The organism is Paraburkholderia sp. EG286A (assembly GCF_040965375.1).
Lineage (GTDB): Bacteria > Pseudomonadota > Gammaproteobacteria > Burkholderiales > Burkholderiaceae > Paraburkholderia.
In genome coordinates this window covers 106,352-127,579 of sequence record NZ_JBFRCB010000010.1, presented here as the reverse complement: position 1 = coordinate 127,579, position 21,228 = coordinate 106,352, and the positions used below count along the sequence as shown (strand labels likewise).

The 21,228-nt window shown below is 66.3% G+C and carries 16 protein-coding genes; 5 read left to right on the top strand and 11 right to left on the bottom strand.

The genetic code is table 11. The annotated features are described in order from the left end of the window. Positions 1-4: 4 nt before the first annotated feature. Both AB4Y35_RS35485 and AB4Y35_RS35480 read right to left on the bottom strand, forming a co-directional pair. Positions 5-1,417 carry a sodium:solute symporter gene (locus AB4Y35_RS35485; protein WP_368708077.1) on the bottom strand — a complete coding sequence of 471 codons (1,413 nt, stop codon included), beginning with the start codon at positions 1,415-1,417 and terminating at the stop codon, positions 5-7. A gap of 72 nt (positions 1,418-1,489) precedes the next feature. Continuing rightward, complete coding sequence (locus AB4Y35_RS35480) at positions 1,490-1,693, bottom strand: DUF3311 domain-containing protein (RefSeq protein ID WP_324157821.1); 204 nt, start codon at positions 1,691-1,693, stop codon at positions 1,490-1,492. A gap of 253 nt (positions 1,694-1,946) precedes the next feature. On the opposite strand from AB4Y35_RS35480, the gene AB4Y35_RS35475 reads away from it, so the two are divergent. Continuing rightward, a complete protein-coding gene (locus AB4Y35_RS35475; protein ID WP_368708076.1) occupies positions 1,947-2,864 on the top strand; it encodes an NAD(P)-dependent oxidoreductase in 918 nt (305 codons plus the stop codon). A gap of 98 nt (positions 2,865-2,962) precedes the next feature. Here AB4Y35_RS35475 and AB4Y35_RS35470 read toward each other — a convergent pair whose 3' ends face one another. From AB4Y35_RS35470 to AB4Y35_RS35460, 3 genes are all read right to left on the bottom strand, one after another. Continuing rightward, a complete protein-coding gene (locus AB4Y35_RS35470; protein ID WP_368708075.1) occupies positions 2,963-4,345 on the bottom strand; it encodes an MFS transporter in 1,383 nt (460 codons plus the stop codon). Between the two features lie 75 nt (positions 4,346-4,420). Continuing rightward, entirely contained in the window at positions 4,421-6,088 is a 1,668-nt protein-coding gene (locus tag AB4Y35_RS35465; protein WP_368708074.1) for an AMP-binding protein, read from the bottom strand. Beyond that, entirely contained in the window at positions 6,085-7,539 is a 1,455-nt protein-coding gene (locus AB4Y35_RS35460; protein WP_368708073.1) for an aldehyde dehydrogenase family protein, read from the bottom strand. The genes AB4Y35_RS35465 and AB4Y35_RS35460 overlap by 4 nt, the downstream gene beginning before the upstream one ends. A 217-nt stretch (positions 7,540-7,756) precedes the next feature. Here AB4Y35_RS35460 and AB4Y35_RS35455 point away from each other — a divergent pair, with 217 nt between their 5' ends. Beyond that, complete coding sequence (locus AB4Y35_RS35455; protein WP_246089173.1) at positions 7,757-8,521, top strand: IclR family transcriptional regulator; 765 nt, start codon at positions 7,757-7,759, stop codon at positions 8,519-8,521. A gap of 50 nt (positions 8,522-8,571) precedes the next feature. Here the strand turns inward: AB4Y35_RS35455 and AB4Y35_RS35450 are convergent, their stop codons facing one another. The 6 genes from AB4Y35_RS35450 to AB4Y35_RS35425 all read right to left on the bottom strand — a co-directional run bounded on the left by AB4Y35_RS35450 (position 8,572) and on the right by AB4Y35_RS35425 (position 17,401). Beyond that, positions 8,572-9,525, bottom strand: a complete 954-nt coding sequence (locus AB4Y35_RS35450) for a dimethyl sulfoxide reductase anchor subunit family protein (RefSeq protein ID WP_368708072.1) — start codon at positions 9,523-9,525, stop codon at positions 8,572-8,574. Between the two features lie 52 nt (positions 9,526-9,577). Then, on the bottom strand, positions 9,578-10,312 hold the full coding sequence (locus tag AB4Y35_RS35445) for a 4Fe-4S dicluster domain-containing protein (protein ID WP_368694930.1): 735 nt from the start codon (positions 10,310-10,312) through the stop codon (positions 9,578-9,580). A gap of 15 nt (positions 10,313-10,327) precedes the next feature. Next, positions 10,328-13,267, bottom strand: a complete 2,940-nt coding sequence (locus AB4Y35_RS35440; RefSeq protein WP_368708071.1) for a molybdopterin oxidoreductase family protein — start codon at positions 13,265-13,267, stop codon at positions 10,328-10,330. Between the two features lie 208 nt (positions 13,268-13,475). Then, positions 13,476-13,865, bottom strand: coding sequence for an NUDIX hydrolase (locus tag AB4Y35_RS35435; protein ID WP_368708070.1), 390 nt, complete (start codon positions 13,863-13,865; stop codon positions 13,476-13,478). Between the two features lie 120 nt (positions 13,866-13,985). Beyond that, positions 13,986-14,849 (bottom strand): LysR substrate-binding domain-containing protein, encoded by an 864-nt coding sequence (locus tag AB4Y35_RS35430; protein WP_368708069.1) that lies wholly within the window; start codon positions 14,847-14,849, stop codon positions 13,986-13,988. A gap of 71 nt (positions 14,850-14,920) precedes the next feature. Further along, positions 14,921-17,401: an FAD-dependent oxidoreductase gene (locus tag AB4Y35_RS35425; protein ID WP_368708068.1), complete on the bottom strand. Its 2,481-nt coding sequence runs from the start codon at positions 17,399-17,401 to the stop codon at positions 14,921-14,923. Positions 17,402-17,692: 291 nt separating this feature from the next. On the opposite strand from AB4Y35_RS35425, the gene AB4Y35_RS35420 reads away from it, so the two are divergent. From AB4Y35_RS35420 to phnA, 3 genes are all read left to right on the top strand, one after another. Further along, complete coding sequence (locus AB4Y35_RS35420; protein WP_368708067.1) at positions 17,693-18,514, top strand: DeoR/GlpR family DNA-binding transcription regulator; 822 nt, start codon at positions 17,693-17,695, stop codon at positions 18,512-18,514. Positions 18,515-18,750: 236 nt separating this feature from the next. After that, complete coding sequence (locus AB4Y35_RS35415; protein ID WP_368708066.1) at positions 18,751-19,911, top strand: 2-aminoethylphosphonate--pyruvate transaminase; 1,161 nt, start codon at positions 18,751-18,753, stop codon at positions 19,909-19,911. Between the two features lie 11 nt (positions 19,912-19,922). Next, a complete protein-coding gene (gene phnA, locus AB4Y35_RS35410) occupies positions 19,923-21,194 on the top strand; it encodes a phosphonoacetate hydrolase (RefSeq protein WP_368708065.1) in 1,272 nt (423 codons plus the stop codon). Positions 21,195-21,228 lie beyond the last annotated feature (34 nt).

Genomic DNA, 21,228 nt, shown 5'->3' with positions numbered 1-21,228 from the left:
ACTCCTATGAATGATGGTGAAGCGGATCGGGCATGCCATAGCGCCGCCCGGACGGCCGCAACAGGATATGTCCCACGAAGACGACGAGCACGTTCACAGCCAGGCACACGAGCCCGAGATTGATGCCGCCGAAGCCGATATGCAGCACGTAGCACACGATCGCGAGGCCCTGGCCGCAGACAATGCCGGCCGCCACCGCACCTGGCCGCACCTGGCGTCCGGCGAGCAGGATCAGCATGCCGGGCAGGAACTGCGTCACGCCGTAGTAGGTCAGGTTGATGAGCAAGAGCATGAGGTTCGGCGTGAGCAGCGTGGTGGCGATCGACACCAGCAGATAGGCCACGATCACGAATTTCGCGGTGCGCTTCTGGCGCGTCTCGGGCAGGTTCGGAATCAGGTTGCGCGTGACGATCGGCCCGATCGCGAGACAGATGCCCGCCAGCACGAGCAGCCCCGAGAGCGCGGCGCCCGCCGCGACGAGGCCGAGCAGCCAGTCGGGCAGCAGGTGGACGGCGGCCGCGAAGAACGCGTCGTTGGGCGAGGCGAGCTTGAGGTTCGCGCTGATCGCATAGTACGAGGCCACCACGAGGAACGGGTACATCATCATGTAGAGCGGCATCGCGATCTGGGTCCGGCGGATCGTGTTGGGCCCGCGCGCCGTGAAGAAGCCCTGCGCCGCGAACGGCATCATATAGAAGCCGAGCGACTGGAACAGCATCGTGCTCATCGAAAAGCGCAGTTGCGGCGGCGTCATCGCGTTGCTCACCTGGTGGCTCGCGGCCTGGAACACCTCGTGCGTGCCGCCTGCCATCCACGCGGCGGCCACGCCCGTCACGATGATCGCGAGCAGCATCAGGATGTCCTTGAGCACGGCGATCCAGGCGGAGGCGCGCACGCCGGAAATGGCGATATAGGTGAACGCGAGCGCGGCGCAGACGACGATCAGCCAGAACGGCTGAACGTGCCAGCCGAGCCCCTTGAGTGCGGACACGAGGCCCGTGAACTGCAGCTCGCCCCAGGGGATCAGGAACAGGATGGACGAGCCCGCGACGATCAACTCGAGCGCGCGGCTGCGATAGTGGCCCTTGAAGAGGTCCGCCTGGGTAATGGCGTTGTGCCGCTTGCCGGCCTCCCAGATGCGCGGCCCGATGAAATAGCCGATCGGGTAAGCCAGCAGGATGTAGCCGAGAAACCAGATGCCGTAGGTCGGCCCTTTCGCATAGATGCCGCCCGGAAAGCCGACCATCGTGCCGATGCTGTAGATCTCGCCGGCCGTGAGGAAGAACACGAGCGCGACGCCGAACTGGCGCGACGCGACGAAGAAGTCGTGCACGCTCTGCTTGCCGTGGCCGCGCCGGGAGCGGATGGCGAGATACAGCGAAAAGGCGATCAGGAGCGAGAAGACGAATGTGGACATGCGCGGCTCTCCAGGGTGGAGACGATGGGATGGGCGGTGGCGCGCGGATGCGGTCTGCGCCGCGGGCGCTCGCTAGTGCTCGTTCGCGTAGCGGTGCCGGTCGAAGCAGCGCCAGCAGATGAAGAGACACCCGGAGGTCAGCAGGAACCAGGCGAAGATCCACGCGTAGATGAAGGGCACGCCAAAGACGTAGCGGTCCTGCTGTGCGGCCACCCACGGCAGCGCGCCGATGACGCCCAGAAAAGGGAGGCCGATTCCGATCAGATACCTGAGCATCCTTGTCTCCTTTTGGGGACCCGGGCGCGCTGCTCCAGTCGCGAGCGAGGCCGGCCAGGCCGTCTTGTTGTACCGAGTATCGGCTGACAAAAACGCGCGCGGCTAGTGCCAGACGCGCCTTATCGTTGAGTCCAGGCCGCGTCCAGCTCGCGCCCAGGCCGGCGCCGCCTCGTGCGGACGCCGCCCAGGCGCCGCGCCGATAGCTGAGATAATGAAACCGCCCCAGCCTCAAACCCCACCCCAAGGAGCCACTGTGAGCCAATCCGCATCCTCGTCCGCCCCCAATCCGGTACGCCGTGTCGCGTTCCTGGGCCTCGGCGTGATGGGCCATCCCATGGCCGGCCATCTCGCCAAGGCCGGGCTCGACGTCACGGTCTACAACCGCACCGCCGCAAAGGCCGCGCAATGGGTCGCCGAATACGGCGGCCGCGCGGCCGCCACGCCGCGCGAAGCTGCCCAGGGCGCCGATCTGGTGCTCGCCTGCGTCGGCAACGACGACGACCTGCGCAGCATCGCGCTCGGCGCGGACGGCGCCTTCGCCGGCATGGCGCGCGACGCCGTGTTTGCCGACCACACGACCGCCTCCGCCAACGTCGCGCGCGAGCTTTCGGCGCAAGCCGGCGAGCAGGGCCTGCATTTCATCGACGCGCCCGTGTCGGGCGGCCAGGCGGGCGCCCAGAACGGCAAGCTCACGATCATGTGCGGCGGCGAAGCCGCGGCCTTCGAACGCGCGAAGCCGACGCTCGCCCACTACGGGGCGGCCGTGACGCTGGTGGGCGCAGCGGGCGCCGGCCAGCTCGCCAAGATGGTCAATCAGATCTGTATCGCGGGCCTCGTGCAAGGGCTGTCCGAGGCGATCAACTTCGGCGAGCGCGCCGGGCTCGACATGGCGCTCGTGCTCGACGTGATCGGCAAGGGCGCCGCCGCGAGCTGGCAGATGGACAACCGCGGCCAGACCATGATGGCCAACAAGTTCGACTTCGGCTTCGCCGTGGACTGGATGCGCAAGGACCTCGGCTTCTGCCTCGACGAAGCGAAGCGCAACGGCGCGGCGCTGCCGGTCACGGCGCTCGTCGATCAGTTCTACGGCGACGTACAGCGTTTGGGCGGCAGCCGCTTCGACACGTCGAGCCTCATCTGGCGCCTGCGCAAGCTCGACGGCGGCGCATAAGGCGTACCTGGGCGACGGCCCCCGCAAGGCACCGGAAGCCCCCGGACGCCTTCAGGGCCGCCGCATGTAGTGCCTCACGCCTCGCCCCCCTGCGAGGCTCAACGCCACCAGCGCAGCGGCCGCCGCAGCGTGTGCCGCTCGAGCCGCACGGTCGGCATGCTGTCGAGGAACGCGAAGGCCCCTGCCTCTTCCGGGCCCATGCGCCGCTCGCGTTCCTCGTCGGCCTCGACCGTTCGTGAGGTATCGATGAAGAGCGCCGCGACGATGCCCAGCGCCAGCAACCCGGCCGAGATCAGGAACGGCACGTTGTAGCTGCCGGTGTGCTGGATCAGGTAGCCGAACACGACCGGCGACACCATCCCCGCAATGCCGAAGCCCGTGTTCATCATGCCGCCCGCCGTGCCCGCGTACTTGCCGGCGATATCGAGCGGCAGTGTCCACAGCACCGGATTCGTGATCTCGAGGAAGAAGAACGAAGCGGAGAGGAACAGCACCGCGACCATCGGGTTCGAGACGGACACCATGGGCAGCAGGAAAATGAGCGAGCCGCCCATGCCCGTCACGAGCACCGAGCAGCGCGCGAAGCGCAGCCGGCCCGTCCACTTGTAGATGCGGTCGGAGACCACGCCGCCGAGCGTGTCGCCCACCACGCCGGCGAGCAGCGGCAGCGCCGTGAAGAGCGCGAGCTGCTTGAGGTCGAAGCCGCGCGACTCCTTCAGATACGACGGCAGCCATGTGAGATAGACCCACAACAGCCAGCCATAGCAGAAGTCGACGAACGTGACGAGCCACATGCGCCGCACGAGCTTGCGCCACGGCGTCGCCGCGCGCTTCGCCCGGTCGCAGTCGCCCTTGCAATAGCCGATCTCGGCGGTCTCTTCAGGCGTGACGCGCCGGTTCTGTTCCGGCGAGTTCGTGAACACGAAGAGATAGAGCACCGTCCACATGAGGCTCGCGATGCCGAGCAGGATGAACGCGTCGCGCCAGCCGCCTGCCACGACCACCGCGAGCACGAGCGGCGGCGTGATCGCGCCGCCCAGGCGCGCGAAGCTGTGTGTGATGCCCTGCGCGAAGCCGCGTTCGCCCACCGGCATCCAGTACGTGAAAGCGCGTGTGGCCGTGGGAAACGCCCCGCCCTCGCCCACGCCGAGCGCGAAGCGCAGCCCCACCAGCATCGCGACACTACCGGCAAAGCCCGTGGCGAGCGTCGCCGCGCCCCAGATCAGCGAGAGCACGGTGAGCACGATCTTCGGACCGAACTTGTCGGAAAGCCAGCCGCCGATGATCTGCATGACGGCATAGGGATAGGCGAATGCGGAAAATACCAGGCCGAGCTGCACCGCGCTCAGGCCCATTTCGTGGCGGATCAGCGGTCCCGCGACCGCGATGTTGACGCGGTCGATGTACGAGATGAAATACATCAGACACATGACCGCGAGAATGATATGGCGCGTCTTGACGCGCTGCGCGTGCTGCTTCATGTCGTCGTCTCCTGAGTCTCTCTTTTGTGTCGCCGGGTCGGATGCGCGCATTGGCGCGCGAGGCGCAGTCGTGTATCAGCCCGAGGGCGTCACGAGCTTCAGCCGTTGGACCTTGCCCGAGGGGCCGCGCGGCAGTTCGTTCACGAAGCGGATCTCTTTCGGCGTTTTGTAGCGGCCCAGTTCGCGCAGGCAGTGCTCGCGCAGAGCGTCCGGGTCGGGCGCGCCCTGCCAGTGCGCCTCGCGCGCCACCACGAACGCGACGATCTCCTGCCCATAGGCGGGATCGGGCACGCCGACGGCCGCCGCGTCGAGCACGCCCGGATGGCGCAGCAGCGCCTCGTCGATCTCGCGCGGCGCGATGTTCTCGCCGCCCTTGATGATCAGTTCCTTCGAGCGGCCGTTGATATAGAAGTAGCCTTCGTCGTCGCGATAGCCGAGGTCGCCGGTACGCAGCCAGCCGTCGGCGGTGAAGGCCTTGGCCGTGTCCTCGCCGCGCTTGTAGTAGCCGCGCATGAGCTGGGCGCCGCGCAGCACGATTTCGCCGCACTCGTTCGGTCCGCATTCACGGCCGTCACGATCGATAACGCGCGCTTCGCCGCCCGATGGCAGGCCGATGCTGCCGATGCGGCGCCGCGATGTATCGTACGGATTGCTAAAGACCGGCGCGGCGGTCTCGGTCATCCCCATCGTTTCGATGACGCCGACGCCGAAGCGCGCCTCGAATGCGCGATGATGGTCGGCGGGCAGCGCGGCCGACGCGCTGCGGCAGAACTTGAGCGCCGAGAGGTCGAGCCCGCTCGGTTCGTCGCCGTTGAGGAGATAGGCGACGATGGTCGGCACCACGTTGATCCATGTGCAGCCGTAGCTGGCGGCGTCGCGCCAGAACGTGCGCCCGGAGAAGCGCGGCGTGAGCACAACCGAGCCCGCGTGCCAGAGCGGCGCAAGCAAGGTCACGACGAGGCCGTTGATGTGATAGAGCGGCAGCGATGCCAGCACGCGGTCGTCGTCGGCGAGCCGGTGCTCGAGGCTGATGTTGCGCGCGTTCGCATGGAGGCTGGCGTGGCTGAGCAGCACGCCCTTCGGCGCACCGGTCGTGCCCGAGGTGTACATCAGCAGGGCGATGTCGGCCCCATCGGGCCCGGACCGGGCTTCTTCCACGGGCGCTGATTCCAGGACCGGGAGGCCTTCGAGGCTCGCCGCCGCCGGCACAACGCTCGCCTCATCGGCGGCCGCCGTTTCGAGTACGGGCAGCACCGGCAAGGCAACGGCATCGGGCTCCGTGCGCACGAGCGCGATGTGGCGCGACATGCCCTGCTCGCGCAGCGCGGCGAGCGCCGCCGCGAGCGCGCCGCTGGTCTGCGCGCTCGCGAAGATCATCCGCGTATCCGAATGCTCGACGATATAGGCAAGCTGCGACGCCTGGCAAAGCAAATTGAGCGGATGCGCGATCAGTCCGCTGTACATCGCGCCGAGCAGCAGCGTGGCAGTCTGGATGCCGTTGCCCATCAGCACGGAAACGACGTCGCCCGGCTTGAGGCCGGCGTCGCGAAAGCGGCTCTCGAGCGTGCGGCAACGCTCGAGCAACGCGCCGAAGGTCAGCGTCGCGCCTGCCGTGGCGTTGCCGGCGGCTGCGCCGGCATCTGCGCTGGCGCCTTCGTCGGGCGCGGCCAGCAGGAAGGGCTTGTCCGGGTACTGCGCGGCGCGGGCTTCGATCAGCGCACGGATCGTGGCGGGCGCGCTCATTGGCCGAACCTCCGGAAATAGTCGCCGAGCAAGGTGTCGAGTTCCGGAACATGCTCCGCGATCGGGTACGCCACGCGCGTGATGTTCAGGTACTGGCGAAAGCCGAGATTGTCCGAGAAGTTGTTGCGCCCCCAGGTCCCGCAGCCCATCGAGAGCGAGAACGGCAGGCCGTTGTCGAAGTTGCCGCCCGTCGCGAAGCAATGCGCCTGGTTGACGATCACGCGCGCCACCGGCAGCGTCGAACCCAGCGTCACGGCTTGATCCGGGTCGTCCGTGTGAAGACCGACCGAGTGACCCGCGCCCATATACGCGTAGAGGCTGCGCACGATATCGGCCGCCACGCCGAAATCGCGCGCGCGGTAGACGGTGAGCACGGGTGCGAGCTTTTCGCCCGAAAACGGATGGGCCGCGCCGAAGCCGCTCTCCTCGACCATGAGGAACGCGCCTGTGTGCGCCGCGACCTCTGCCAGTTCGTCGAGGCCGGCGGCGCGCGCGATCTGTTCCGCGGATTTTGCAGTGCAACGCGAGGAGAGCTTGCCGTCGGTCCACATCGCCGGCTGCAATTGCGCCTTTTGCTGCGCGTCGAGCAGCACGCCGCCACAGGCGGCGAGTTCGTGCAGCATCGCGTCGTAGACCGCCTCGTCGATCACGACGCTGTTCTCCGACGAGCAGCTCGTCGCGTTGTCGAAGGTCTTCGACGCGGCAATCTTGTGCGCCGCATCGCGAAGGTTCGCCGTGCGCGTGACGATCGACGCCACGTTGCCGGCCCCCACGCCGAAGGCCGGCGTGCCGCTGGCGTAGGCCATGCGCACATTGGCCTGCGAGCCCGTCGCGACCACGAGGTCGGCTTCGCGCATCAGCGCGGCGGTGGCAGCCTTGTCCACCGGCGCGGGCAGCATCTGCACGAGCGCCGGGTCCAGCCCCGCTTTGGCGAACTGCGCGTGGATGAAGCCGATGAGCGTCTCGCACGCGCCATAGCCCTTCGGCGAAGGCGCGACGATCACCGCATTGCCGCATTTGAGCGCGTTGACGATCTTGTTGGCGGGCGTCGCGGCCGGATTGGTGGACGGCGTGATCGCCGCGACCACCCCGACCGCGCGCGCGATTTCGACGATGCCCGTGGCCTCGTCACGCGCGATCACGCCGCAGGTCTTTCTTCCATGCAGGTCGCGCAGCAACCCGAGCGTCTTGCGGTAGTTCTTGCGGAACTTGTCGTCGGCGTTGCCGAGCCCTGTGTCGCGCACCGCCAGTTCGGCCAGCTCGCGGTTTCGGCCGGGCTCCATGATCGCCCACGCAGCGGCCGCCGCGGCGGTATCCAGGGTTGCCTGCCCGGCGAACTCGAACGCTTGCTGCGCCGCACGCGCACGCGCCACGAGCGCGGCGATCTGCGGCGCGGGCGCTTCGGGTTTGCCCGCACCGGCGGCGTTGGCGACGGTCTCTCTCACATTCATCGGCGCGCTCCGATCAAATAATTGGCTGTACTGCCAATCTATTCATCGGCGCGCGAGTGCGAGTCCCGATTCCCGCGCAATCGCAGACACACGACTACCAAGGCGCGGAATATGCGATTTTCGGGACTTTCACCAGTCCCGAAAATCGCATTGGGAGATGCACAATGACGGGAAAGCTGGCGTCGACCGCACAACGCAACCGACGCAGGAGACAAGCGTGTCCACATCGAACCAATCGAATGCGGCGGCAGTCCGCGCGTTTCGCGTGCTGGAAACGCTAGCCCAGGCAGGCCGTCCTTTGGCGATGATGGATCTGGTGGATGCGCTCGGTTTGCCCAAGCAGACCGTGCACCGCATCCTGGCGCAGCTCACCGACGCGTGGCTCGTCACGCGCGGCGCCAACGACAAGCTCTACGAGTGTTCGGCCCGCGTGAGAATGATGGCGGTGAACGTGCTGATGCATGCGGGGCCGGCGGCGGCGCGGCATCTGCTGCTCGAGCAGCTCGTCGAGAAGATCGGCGAGACCTGCAATCTCACCATGCTCGCCGGTAACGACGTGGTCTATGTCGACCGCGTGGAGACCGAATGGCCGCTGCGAATGCATCTGCAGCCGGGCTCGCATGTGCCGCTGCACTGCTCGGCGAGCGGCAAGCTGCTGCTGAGCTTTCTGCCCAAGGAGCGGCGCGACCGCATGATCGACACGCTGCCGCTGCGCGCGCATTCGGAGCAAACGATCACCGACCGCGAAGCGTTGCGCAAGGAACTGGCGGTGACACGCCGCCGCCAGCTCGCGATCAATAATCAGGAGCATTTACAGGGCTTGATCGCGATCGCCGTTCCCGTGATGCTGGACCGCAACCGTGCGTGCGCGGCAATCGCCGTGCAGGCGCCGGTGGGGCGCGTCGCGCTCGACGATCTGCTCGCCTTCGTGCCCGACCTGAGGCATGCCGCAACGGAAACCGCGAAGACGTTCCGCGAGTAGCGTGCGTGTAGCCGCCGGCTAAGGCTCGAGTCTGGATGCCTCCCACTCCACTAGGAACGCTGATAGTAGAGATTCTGCGGATGCCGCGCTTCGGCAAAGAAAAACCAGCGCTCCGCCACCAGTCCCGCGTACTGGATCACAGCCGCCAGGCAAAACACCGCGAACGAGAGCCCAACGGATCGAATGCCGCCGCCGATCGCCACGAGGCAGAAAGGAGCGAGGAACGCCGCGATCAGGAACGTCCACTTGATGCGTTTGAGCGCGCCTGGCGTCTTGCCGTGAAAGAACTCGCGCAGATTGAAAGCGCCCGCCGTAAATCCCCGCGACTTCTGCTCGACATGTGCCGCACGAATGCCGGTCGCGCTTTGCACGGTCGATTTCGGGCGCAGGCGCGCGTTGCGGACCAGCGAGGCCGTACGCGACGCGCAGCCCGCCAGCGTCAACACGCAGGCGCAGACGGCGAGCGGCACCGCCATGGCCGGTGCGAACTTTGCGGCGCACGCGGTCGCGAGCGTGAAGCCGGACGCGCAGCCGAGCAAGACGAAGTTGACCAGCGTGAGCGGCGTCGCCCATTCCTGCAGAAAGCGCAGACACGCGTAGATCATCGCGGTGCACACGAACAGCAGCAGGCTCGCGACGACAGCCACGCCCCCTATTGCGAGGGAATACGAGGCCCCAAGCAGGTGCGCGAGACCATAGGCGAACGTGCAGGCCAGAAACGCGGGAAGACACAGGCATTCGCGCGACAGCCACGAGGTGCGCCACATCGCAATGGCCCGCCATGCCCGCTCGGGATGGCCGAGATGGAAGAACGACGCCACGAGCCCCAATGCGCCCAGCGCGCACGAAAGCGCCGCGCCGACGACATAGAACATCGCCGGAACCGCCGCCACGTCGCCGAAGCCGAGCCGCTGCGCCAGCTCCACGCCGACGAGCGCGATCAGCAACCCCTGGCCCGCACCGCTCAGCGTGGTGAGAAACACCACGGAAAATGCCGGATTCATACCGTTCTCCACTCTTTGATTCGGGGCGCGCCATGCGGGCGCGCTGACGTGCTCATACGCGCGTGGCGATCGACGCGAGATTGAGCGCGCCGTGTTCGACCTGCGTTTCCAGCGTTTCGGTCTCCCCCGCGCCCGCTGTCTTGCACGAACACGAGCCGCTGCCGCAGGACGTCACCGGTTGACGCGGCAAATAGTGATTCGACGGCCGGGTTCCCCACTCGGGCATCAGCTGATAGCCGCCCCGTTCGCGGATCGCCTTCGACACGACCGACTCCGGATCGTGAATGTCGCCGAAGAGGCGCGCCGAGGTCGGGCACGCCAGCACGCACGCGGGCTTGCGGTCGCGCTCCGGCAGCGCTTCGTTGTAGATGCGGTCCGAGCACAGCGTGCACTTGGTCATTTCCTTGCGCGCTTCGTCGATTTCGCGCGCGCCGTAGGGGCAGGCCCACGCGCAGTACTTGCAGCCGATGCAGCGGTCGTAGTCGACCAGCACGAGGCCGTCTTCCTTGCGCTTGTAGCTTGCCCCGGTCGGACAGACCGGCACGCACGGCGGGTCCTCGCAGTGCAGGCACGACTTGGGAAAATGAATGGTGTCGGCAAGCGGATACTCGCCGGCTTCGAACGTCTGCACCCGGTTGAAGAACGTGCCCGACGGATCGGCGTCATACGGGCGAAAGTCGGCAAGACTGCCCGCCTCGCCCGACGTGTTCCATTCCTTGCAGCTCGTCACGCACGCGTGGCAGCCCACGCAGACGTTCAGATCGATCACGAGCGCCATCTGTGTCATAGCATGCTCTCCGTTTCACTTGCGTTGCGCGGCTTTCGCAAGACGCGCGGCAAACTCGCCGCGCCCGGCGAAATACGTCTGCACGACGCGATGGATGAAGCCCCCCGCGCCACCGGTGCCGACGGCGCCCGGCAGCGCGGGCATGGGGGCGAACTGCGGCAGCGTGTGGTCGGCGTGCGCCTCCGCCGGGTAGATGCGCACGCGCACGTCGTACCACGCGGCTTGCCCCGTGACCGGATCGGAGTTCGAGGTGCGCGTGTGATCGGCGCGCTTGACGGGAATCTCGTCGGCGATCAGGTGGTTCAGCAGGAAGCCGCGCTGCGATTCGTTGGCGTCGGGTCCGAGATTCCAGGCGCCCGCCGACTTGCCGATGGCGTTCCACGTCCAGACCGTGCCCGGCTCGACCGCTTCGCTGTAGCGCGCGAGGCAGCGCACCTTGCCCCACTGCGATTCGACGTAGATCCAGCCGCCGTCCTCGATGCCCTGCGCCGCCGCCGTGCGCGGATTCATGTACAGATAGTTCTCGCCGTGAATCTGCCGCAGCCAGGCGTTCTGCGAGTCCCACGAGTGGTACATCGCCATGGGACGCTGCGTGACGGCCGCGAGCGGATACTGCGCGTGATCGGTCGCGTCGTGCTCGAGCGGCGCATGCCAGAACGGCAGCGGGTCGAAGTATTGCTCGATGCGCGCGCGCAAATGCTCGGGCGGCTGCCGGCCCTTGGTCTTGCCCTGGGCGGCGAGCCGGAACTTCTGCATCACGTCTGAGTAAAGCGCGATGACGATCGGCTCGTTGAACTTGCGAAAGCCCTTTTCGACGGCGAAATCCAGATAAGGCCCGTTGCAGTTGCGCATGTACTGCAGCGACTCGGGCAGCGTGTAGTGGTAGACGCAGTTGTGCTTCGCGTACTCCTCCCACTGCCGCGGGTTCGGTTCGCCGACCAGCGCCTTGTCGCCGTCCTTGCCGCGCCAGCCGATCAGGAAGCCCACGCCGGAGCCCGGCGCCGTCTGGTGATTGATGATGAAGTCCGGATAGTCGCGGTATTTGCGCGTGCCTTCGGGCGTCGTGAAGGCCGGCAGCTTCAGGCGGCTCGCCAACTCGACGAGCACCTCCTGGAACGGCTTGCATTCGCCCGTCGGCGGAACGACGGGCACGCGCACGGAGTCCACAGGACCATCGAATTCGGAAATGGGCCGGTCGAGCATCGACATCGCGTCGTGGCGTTCGAGGTAGGTCGTGTCGGGCAGAATCAGGTCGGCGAAGGCCGTCATCTCCGACTGGAACGCATCGCACACCACGATGAACGGAATCTTGTACTCGCCGTTCTCGTGCTTGTCCGCGAGCATCTTGCGGACTTCCATCGTGTTCATCGACGAATTCCACGCCATGTTGGCCATGAAGATCAACAGCGTATCGATGGGATAGGGATCGCCGCGCCACGCGTTCGTAATGACGCTATGCATCAAACCATGCACGGCGAGCGGGTACTCCCACGAAAACGCCTTGTCGATGCGCACGGGCTCGCCCTTGGCGTCGATAAACAGATCTTCCGGCGCAGCGGGCCAGCCCAGCGGACCGTTCGCGAGCGGCGTGTTCGGCTTCACGTCGTCGGGGCTGTTGGGCGGCTTCGCCGAGGGCGGCACGGCGCGCGGATAAGGCGACTTGTGGCGGAAACCGCCGGGCCGGTCGATGGTGCCGAGCAGCGACATCAGCACGGCGAGGCCGCGTATCGACTGAAAGCCGTTCGAATGCGCGGCGAGCCCGCGCATGGCGTGAAAGGCAATGGGCGCACCCGTCACGGTTTCGTGCGTTTCGCCCCAGGCGTCGGTCCACTGAATCGGCAAGGTGACCTTCTGATCGCGCGCGACATCGGCCATTTCCTGAGCCAGCCGGCGGATCGTCGCGGCGGGAATGCCGGTGATCTGCGCCGCCCACTCCGGCGTGCAGTCGGCAACCTGCTTACGCAGCAACTCGAACGACGGCGCGACGGGCGTGCCGTCTGCGAGCGTATAGCGCCCTTCCAGCGCGGGACGCACGCCGGGCGCATGATGCGGCACTTCGCGCTGGCTCGCGGCGTCCCACCAGAGGTGATTCTGCGGAAACAGCGGATTGCGCACTTCGACCGTCGGGTCCTGCACGAACAGGCCATATGTATCGCAGTCGGCGCGCATATCGAGCAGTTCACCCGCATTCGTATAGCGCTCGACGAATTCGCGGTCATACGCGTTACTTTCGATCAGCTCACGCATGAGCGCCATGAACAGCGCGCCATCCGTGCCGGGACGGATCGGCACCCACTCATCGGCGATTGCCGCGTAGCCCGTGCGGATCGGATTGATGGCGATGAAGCGGCCGCCCGCGCGCTTGAACTTCGAAATCGCAATCTTCAGCGGATTCGAGTGATGGTCCTCCGCGGTACCGATCATGAAGAACAGCCTCGCGCGGTCGAGGTCCGGTCCGCCGAACTCCCAGAACGAGCCGCCCATCGTATAGATCATGCCGGCCGCCATGTTCGCCGAGCAGAAGCCGCCGTGCGCCGCATAGTTTGGGGTGCCGAACTGTTTGGCGAACAAACCTGTGAGCGCCTGCATCTGGTCGCGGCCCGTGAAGAGCGCGAATTGCCTCGGGTCGGTCGCGCGCAGATGCGCGAGGCGCTTTTCCAGCATGTCGAACGCCACTTCCCAGGAGATGGGCTCGAACTGGGCGGTGCCGCGCAGGGCGTCCGGTTTGCGCAGCAGCGGCTGCGTGAGGCGCGCCGGCGAATACTGCTTCATGATGCCCGACGAGCCTTTGGCGCAGATCACACCCTGATTAAGCGGATGCTCGGGATTGCCGTCGATATAACGAACCTCGCCGTCGCGAAGATGCACGCGTATGCCACAGCGGCACGCGCACATGTAGCACGTCGTGGTCTTGACCTCGAGCTTTTCATTCTGCGTGCGGGGCTGATGTTCCATCGCTCCTCCAGATACGCTTGCGGTGCAGCTGCACAAACTTTGTGCCGATAGTGAATATCGTATAAATGAGCGGCCAATAGAAAAACTCGCAATTTGCGATCTCATTCATCAGCGCGCCCGATAGTTGCGGGCGGCGCGCGTGGAGTGACGTCTGGATTCGAAGCTGGACGGGGCTGCGGGGAACGAGGCCGCGCGGCGGCAGAGCGCGTTACGCGCGCACGAGCGTGGGTTGCTCCACTTCATGACCGAACAGGAGACTGACGATTTCGCGTGTCGGCACGCTGGTAATCAGTGTCGATACCTTCTGGGGACGAAACCAGCGGCACCTTAGGATCTCGTTGCTCGGCGCCGGTCTCGCGTCGTCGTGCAGCACGGAGAAAAAGACGTGGTGCCGCTTGTTGAGCCCGCCGAACTGGAACAGGTATCCCAGCTCGCAGCCCTCGAGCGTCGTTTCTTCGTTGAGTTCGCGCAGGGCAGCGTCCGCTGGCGACTCTGCGCGCCGGATCGTGCCGCCCGGCAGCGACCATCGCGATCGTCCCCGTTCGACGAGGAGAATCCGTCCGCGCTGCCAGCACACGACAGTGGCTCGTTCTTTCATGCTTCGCGTTTCATGACAGATGCCTTCTGCTTCGTATGAGTCGATCGTTGTCCGCCCATCTGCGCCCGTTCGATCGCCTGGCGGACCCGCGGTAGGGGGTAGCAACGATCGAGCCCGAAGTCAGGGCGATACAGGGTCGGTACTAAAAAGTGCATCGAGGAGGTTCGACGCCGGGCGGTCCGCGAGCCGCGCCAGCGACTCGACCATGCGGACCTGGCAGTCGGCGAGCGCAATCGCGCGCACGCCCGGCGAGCCGCCGAACTCCGTGCGCGCGATGACACCCACGCCAACGCCCTGCGTAATCGCGGTTTGCAACGCTTCGCGACCTTCCACGTACAGCACGGGACGCACTTGCAGGCCCTTGCGGACCAGTTCCGCTTCGAGCAGTTGCTGCGTGACGGATTGCGTTTCGCGGAAGATCATCGGTTCGAGCGCGAGCGCTTCATAGCTGAGCACAGCCTGCGTGGCCAGCGCGCTGCTGGCAGGAACGACAGCGACGAGCGGCGCCTCGCACAGCACCCGCGTTTCCAGGCCGGCATGTACGACCCGTGCGGCAGAGATCGCGGCATCGACGACGCCCGCCAGCACGCGCTGCATGCACTCGGTCGCGTTGGCCACCGAGAGTTTCACCACGATCCCCGGATGGCGCATCCGGAACGCGCCGATCAGCCTCATCGCCAGGTCCGGTGCGTCGGCGACGAGGGAAAGCTCGCCCGACTCGAGCTCGCCCGCGGCTTCGAGCAAGCGGCGGGCGTCGCGCTCGCAGGCCACCATCTGGCGTGTCACCGCGTAGAGACGCCGGCCGAGGTCCGTCGGTTCGACACCCCGCGCGGTGCGCTCGAAAAGCTGTACGCCATAGTCCTGTTCGAGGCGCCGCACGTGATCGGAAATCGCCGGCTGGGTAAGCGCAAGCGCGCGGGCCGCCTTCGAAAAGCCGCCCTGCTCCGCCACCGCATGAAATGCCCGCAATTGCGCGTAATGCATGTTGCCACCCTGGGAGGACGATGCCGTTGACCCGCTCGCGAGCAGCCCTTCAGTTACCCGCAATGACTCAGTCAACTCTTCATGCGCAACGAGCGCGGATCGTATGGCGCTTGCAGATGCAGCGTCGCGGGAATCGGCTCTCCCGCCACGTCGATCGTGTAACGCCCCTGGGCGAGCCACGCGGCATCGACAGGCCCATCCGGGCGCGAGAGATAGCCCATGGCAACCGGGCAGCCGAGCGTGTGGCCGAAGGCGGCCGACGTTACCGAGCCAACCGGTTTGCCGTCGCGCAGAATGCCTTCGCCGCCCCATAGCATGCGATCGCTTGCGCCGTCGGCGCTGAACACGGCGAGCCGACGCTGCAATGGCTGGTCGCGCAGACGCAGAAGTGCGTCGCGCCCGCGAAAGGCGATGTCCTTGTCGAGCTTGCACGCAAATGCGAGCCCGGCTTCGAAGGGGTTGTGCTCGGGCGAGAGTTCGCGGCCCCACGCGCGGTAGCCCTTCTCGAGGCGCAATGACTCGATCGCGTAGTAGCCCGCATTCACGAGCCCGAACGCTTCACCCGCCGCGTGAAGCGTCTCGTAGACGCCCACGGCAAATTCAACGGGCACATAGAGCTCCCAGCCCAGTTCGCCGACGTAGGACACGCGCGTTGCGCGCACGGTCGCGTAGCCGATGTCGACCTCGCGGCTTTGGCCAAACGGGAAGGCCGTGGGACTCCAGTCTGCTTTCGAGACACTTTGCAGCAGCGCCCGCGAGTGCGGCCCCATCACGGCGAGCACCGCGTACTGGCTGGTGACGTCGACGAGCACGCAGTGCCGATCGTGGCCAATCGCCTTCTCGAGGTAGTCGAAGTCGCGCGTTGCCTGCGCGGAGCCAGTGACGACGAGATACTGGTCTTGCGCCAGGCGCGTGAGCGTGACGTCCGACTCGTAGGCGCCGCGATCGTTGAGGATGCCGGAATAGATCGTGGTGCCGACCGGCACGGCGACGTCATTGGCGACGATGCCCTGCAGGACGGCTTCCGCGTCACGCCCCTTGACGAGCAGCTTGGCAAACGACGTCATGTCGAACAGCGCAACGCGCTCGCGGCAGGCGCGGTGCTCCGCGCCGCTCCACGCCAGCCAGTTCTGCTGGCCGAACGCGTACTCGATGCGTGCCTCGGCGGGCTTGGGCGCGAAGAAGTTCGCGCGCTCCCAGCCCATCTTGCTGCCGAAGCAGGCGCCATCGGCGGCGAGCAGCGCATGGAGCGGCGAGCGACGGAACGGCCGCGCCGTGTCGAGTTCCCGATTTGGCCAGGGCATCGCATAGTGCAACCCCAGTGTTTCCTTCACGCGGTCGTGCAGCCAGGTGTCGTTGCCGTTGAAGCGCGCAAAGCGGCGGATGTCCACGGGCCACAGATCCATGGTCGGCTCGCCGGCCACGATCCACTCGGCGAGCGCCATGCCGGCCCCGCCTGCCGAGGCGATGCCCATCGAGTTGAAGCCTGCGCCCACGAAGAAGCCGCGCAGCTCGGGCGCCTCGCCGAGAATGAAGTTGTTGTCCGGCGTGAACGATTCCGGCCCGTTATAGAACTGGCGAACCTGCGCGGTTTCGAGCGCCGGCACGCGCTGCAAGGCATTTTCCATCAGCACTTCGAACTGATCCCAGTCGTCGGGTAGCAGCTGGAACTCGAAGTTCTCCGGAATCCCGTTCATGCCCCACGGCTTTGCATTGGGCTCGAAGCCGCCCATCACGAGGCCGCCCACTTCCTCCTTGAAGTAGATAAAGCCGTCGGGATCGCGCATGACGGGCAAATCGGGATGCACGCCCGCGATGCGCTCGGTCACGATGTAGTAGTGCTCCGCCGAATGCAGGGGCACCGTGACGCCAGCCAGCCGGCCGATCGCCTTCGCCCACTGCCCCGCGCAGTTCACGACGAGGTCGGCGTGCAACGTGCCTTCGTCGCCGTCCTTGTTGCGCCACGTCACCCCGGTCACGGCCCGCCGCGCGCGCGTGGCAGCCGTGTGCACAGCCGTGATTCGCGTGTTCTCGATTACGCGGGCGCCGCGCATGCGTGCGCCGCGCGCGAGCGATTGCGTCAGGTCCGTCGGATTCGCCTTGCCGTCACCCGGCAGCCAGACGGCGCCAAGCAGGTCGTCGGTGCGCATCACCGGCCACAACTCGCCCGCCTCGCGCGGCCCGATGACGTCGCAAGTCACGCCATAGGCGCGCGCCGACGCCGCCGTGCGTTTCAACTGGGTCATCCGCTCCGGCGTGCGCGCCACCGAGAGCGACCCACACGGCTTCCAGCCCGTGGCAAGTCCCGTTTCGGCCTCGAGTTCGGCATAAAGGGTCGTGGAGTAGCGAATGAGCTTCGTCATGCTGTGCTGCGCGCGCAACTGGCCGACGAGGCCCGCCGCGTGCCACGTCGTACCGCACGAGAGCACGCCCTGTTCGAGCAGGACGATGTCGCTCCAGCCGAGTTTCGCGACATGGTAAGCCACTGAGCAGCCGACGATACCGCCGCCGACGATCACGACGCGCGCATGCGCAGGGACAGGGGTAGGCATAGGGTGGGCCTCGATGCGAAGTGAAATGCGTTGCGAGGACAGCAACCGTGCCAAATAATGCAACACGACGCCACAAAAAACAACTCCATTTGCCACGAGCCCTGGGCGCTTGCCGTGGGGTCTTTGCCTCGTCTGGGTGGCGTGGCACCGCGCGACCGTCAAGAAACAACGGTGATTTGCCACGTCTTCGAGAGGAACGAACGGCTCGGCAATTTGTGGTATTTTGTGGCTTACCCTTGTGCGTCCAGTTCACGGGCACCGCCGCGCTTTCCTTTCCTGAAAGGCAACACCATGCCAGATGACCGCGCCGCCCCACCCCTTGCTCCACCCGCGCCGCTGAACCGCCGTCTCGCCGTCGGACGCACCGACTACATTCTGCAAAGCCTCGATGCGAGCGGCTCAGTGAGTGTCGCCGACATGAGCATGACGCTAGGCGTCTCGCGCGAAACGATCCGCCGCGACCTGAAGGCGCTCGCAGAACAGGGCCGCCTGAGTCTCGTCCATGGCGGCGCGGCGAAGCGCGCTGTTGACGAACCGTCACTTGCCACGCGCGAAGCGGCGAACGCTGCGGGCAAGGCAGCCATCGGCGCCGCGGCGGCGCGGCTCGTCGCCGACGGCATGGTCGTGCTGCTCGATTCGGGCTCCACCACGCTGGGCCTCGCCGCTGCGCTCACGAACCACAGCGACCTCACGGTCATCACCAACAGCCTGCCGATCGGCCTGCTACTGTGCCGCGCGCCGGGCGTGAAGGTGATCGTGCTCGGCGGCGACATCGAGCCGAACGATGAAGCGGCATTCGGCATCGAGACGATGACCGCGCTCGCCCACTATCGCGTCGATCTCGTTTTTCTCGGCGTGAGCGGTATCTCGCCGGAAGGCGAATTCACCGACTACTCGCGGCTCGCCGCCGAGCAGCGGCATCTGATGATGAACGCCGGCAAAGCGGTCTACGTGCTCGCCGACCACACCAAGTTCGAGCACGGCACGCCCGTGCGAATCACGCCCGTGCCGCACATTGCAGGCGTCGTCGTCGATGCGCCGCCGCCTCCGCGTATCGCTCGTGCGTTCGAACTGCAGCAGTGGCGCGTGATCGTCGCGAGCGGCGAGCGCTGAGCCGCATACACGGGCGTTTGCCCATCCATCTCCATGTCGCTCCCCTGCGCGCACGCAGGGCCGGGCCGCGCTGCGACCTGCCGCGGCGCATCTGACTCAGTCACTACCGATGCATCAGCGTATCCCCTGGTGTTGTGGCAAATAGTGGCGTATTGACTGTTTTTGTTGCACGTCCTAAAGTGACTTCAACACGCAGTCAGACAGTCAGTCAGAACAGACCTTCACGGAGACACCCCATGACGGCATCTTCCACGGCTTCCTCCCCTGCAGCTTCAGAAACCGGCGATCCGCTGCTGCTCACACCCGGCCCACTCACCACCTCGCGCACCGTCAAAGCGGCAATGGTTCACGACTGGGGCTCGCGCGATGCGAACTTCATCGCGATCAACCGCTCAGTGCTCACGCGACTCGTCAGGATAGCGAACGGTTCGGACGACTGGACGACGGTGCCCATGCAAGGCTCGGGCACCTTCGCCGTCGAGGCCATGCTCACGACCTTCGTGCCCGCCGATGGCGAAGTGCTCGTGCTGATCAATGGCGCCTACGGCAAGCGGGCGAAGCGCATTCTCGACATCGCCGGGCGCAGGACGGTGGTGCACGAAACCGCCGAAGACACGCCGCCGGACCTCGCCGCGGTCGAGGCGCTGCTGGCGAGCAACCCTTCCATCACGCACGTGTTCACGGTTCACTGCGAGACGACCTCGGGGATTCTCAACCCCATCGCGCAGATCGGCGCACTGGCGGTCAGATACGGCAAGGGCTATCTCGTCGATTCGATGAGTGCCTTCGGCGCGCTGCCCATCGACGTGCAGGCCATGCACATCGACGCGGTCGCCGCATCGTCCAACAAGTGCATCGAAGGTGTACCGGGCCTGGGCTTCGTGATCTGCCGGGTCGAAGCGCTCAAGCGCAGCCAGGGTAACGCCACCACGCTCGTGCTCGACCTGCACGACCAGTGGCTCAACATGGAGAAGACGAGCCAGTACCGGTTCACGCCGCCCACGCACGTGATCGTAGCCTTCCACCAGGCGCTCGATGAGTTCGATGCCGAAGGTGGCGTAGCCGGTCGCGGGGGACGCTATCGCAACAACTGCCGGATCCTGCTCGACGGCATGCGCGCGCTCGGCTTCCGGCCGCTGCTCGCGGACGCGCTGCAGGCGCCGATCATCGTCACCTTCCACATGCCCGAGGACCCGCGCTTCGTCTTTGCCCGGTTTTACGAGAGTTTGAAGGCGCGCGGCTTCGTGATCTATCCGGGCAAGCTGACCGTGGCCGACTCGTTCCGTATCGGCTGTATTGGCCGGATCGGCGAAAAGGAAATCCGCGCCGCACTCGCCGCAATCGGCGAGGTCCTCGAGGAAATGGGCATGGTCGGCCAGATCGAAAAGACAGCCTGAATGGAGATGCAATGAGCACGCTGAATGACACCGCAGTGGCCGTGAACGGCCGCGAATACCGCTTTCCCGCCGCGCCCGTCGTGGTGATCTGCCTCGACGGCTCCGAGCCGGCGTATATCGAGGAGGCCATCAAGGCAGGCCGCGCGCCGCATCTGGCGAAGCTGCTGCGCACCGGCACGAGCCGCATTGCGCAGTGCGTGATCCCCAGCTTCACCAACCCGAACAATCTCTCGATCCTCACGGGCCGCCCGCCGAAAGTGCATGGTATTGCGGGCAACTACTTCTACGACCGTGCGAGCGGCGAAGAAGTCATGATGAACGACGCGCGGTTCCTGCGCGCACCCACGATCTTCGCGGCGTTCCACGACGCCGGCGCGAAAGTGGCGGTCGTCACCGCGAAGGACAAACTGCGCACGCTGCTCGGCAAGGGGCTCGACTTCGCAAGCGGCCGCGCCATCGCTTTCTCCGCCGAAAAGGCCGATCAGGCGACACGCGAGCAGAACGGTCTCGGCGACCTGCTTGCGTTCGTCGGCAAGCCGCTGCCCGACGTCTACTCGGCCGATCTCTCCGAGTTCGTGTTCGCCGCCGGCGTGAAGCTTCTCGATACGTTCCGCCCCGACCTGATGTATCTCTCGACGACCGATTATGTGCAGCACAAGGCCGCGCCCGGAGCGCCGAAAGCGAACGACTTCTACGCGATGTTCGACCGCTATGTGGGCGAACTCGACGCCGCAGGCTGCGTGCTCGCGATCACGGCGGACCACGGCATGAACGACAAACACCGCGCGAATGGCGAGCCCGACGTGCTCTACCTCCAGGACCTGTTCGACGAGTGGACCGGCAAGGGCCGTGCGCGCGTGATCCTGCCGATCACCGATCCCTACGTCGCGCACCATGGCGCGCTCGGCTCGTTCGCCACCGTCTACCTGCCCGAGGGCACCGACGCGGCCGGCGCCGCGTCGCTGCTCGACAAGCTGCGCAACACCGCGGGCGTGGAACTCGCGCTGACGAGCGAGGCGGCATGCGAGCGCTTCGAGCTGCCGCCCGACCGGATCGGCGACCTCGTCGTGGTCGGCACGCGCGCCAAGGTGTTCGGCACCAGCGCCGCGCGCCACGACTTCTCCGGCCTGACTGAACCGTTGCGCTCGCATGGCGGGATCTCGGAGCAGGACGTGCCGCTCATCGTCAACCGCCAGACCGACTGGCCGCAGGGCCGCGCGCTGCGCAACTTCGACATTTTCGATGTCGCGCTGAACCACGTCGCACAAGCCGCCGCCGCTTGACACGCGTATCAACACGAAGGCCCCCCGCACGCCG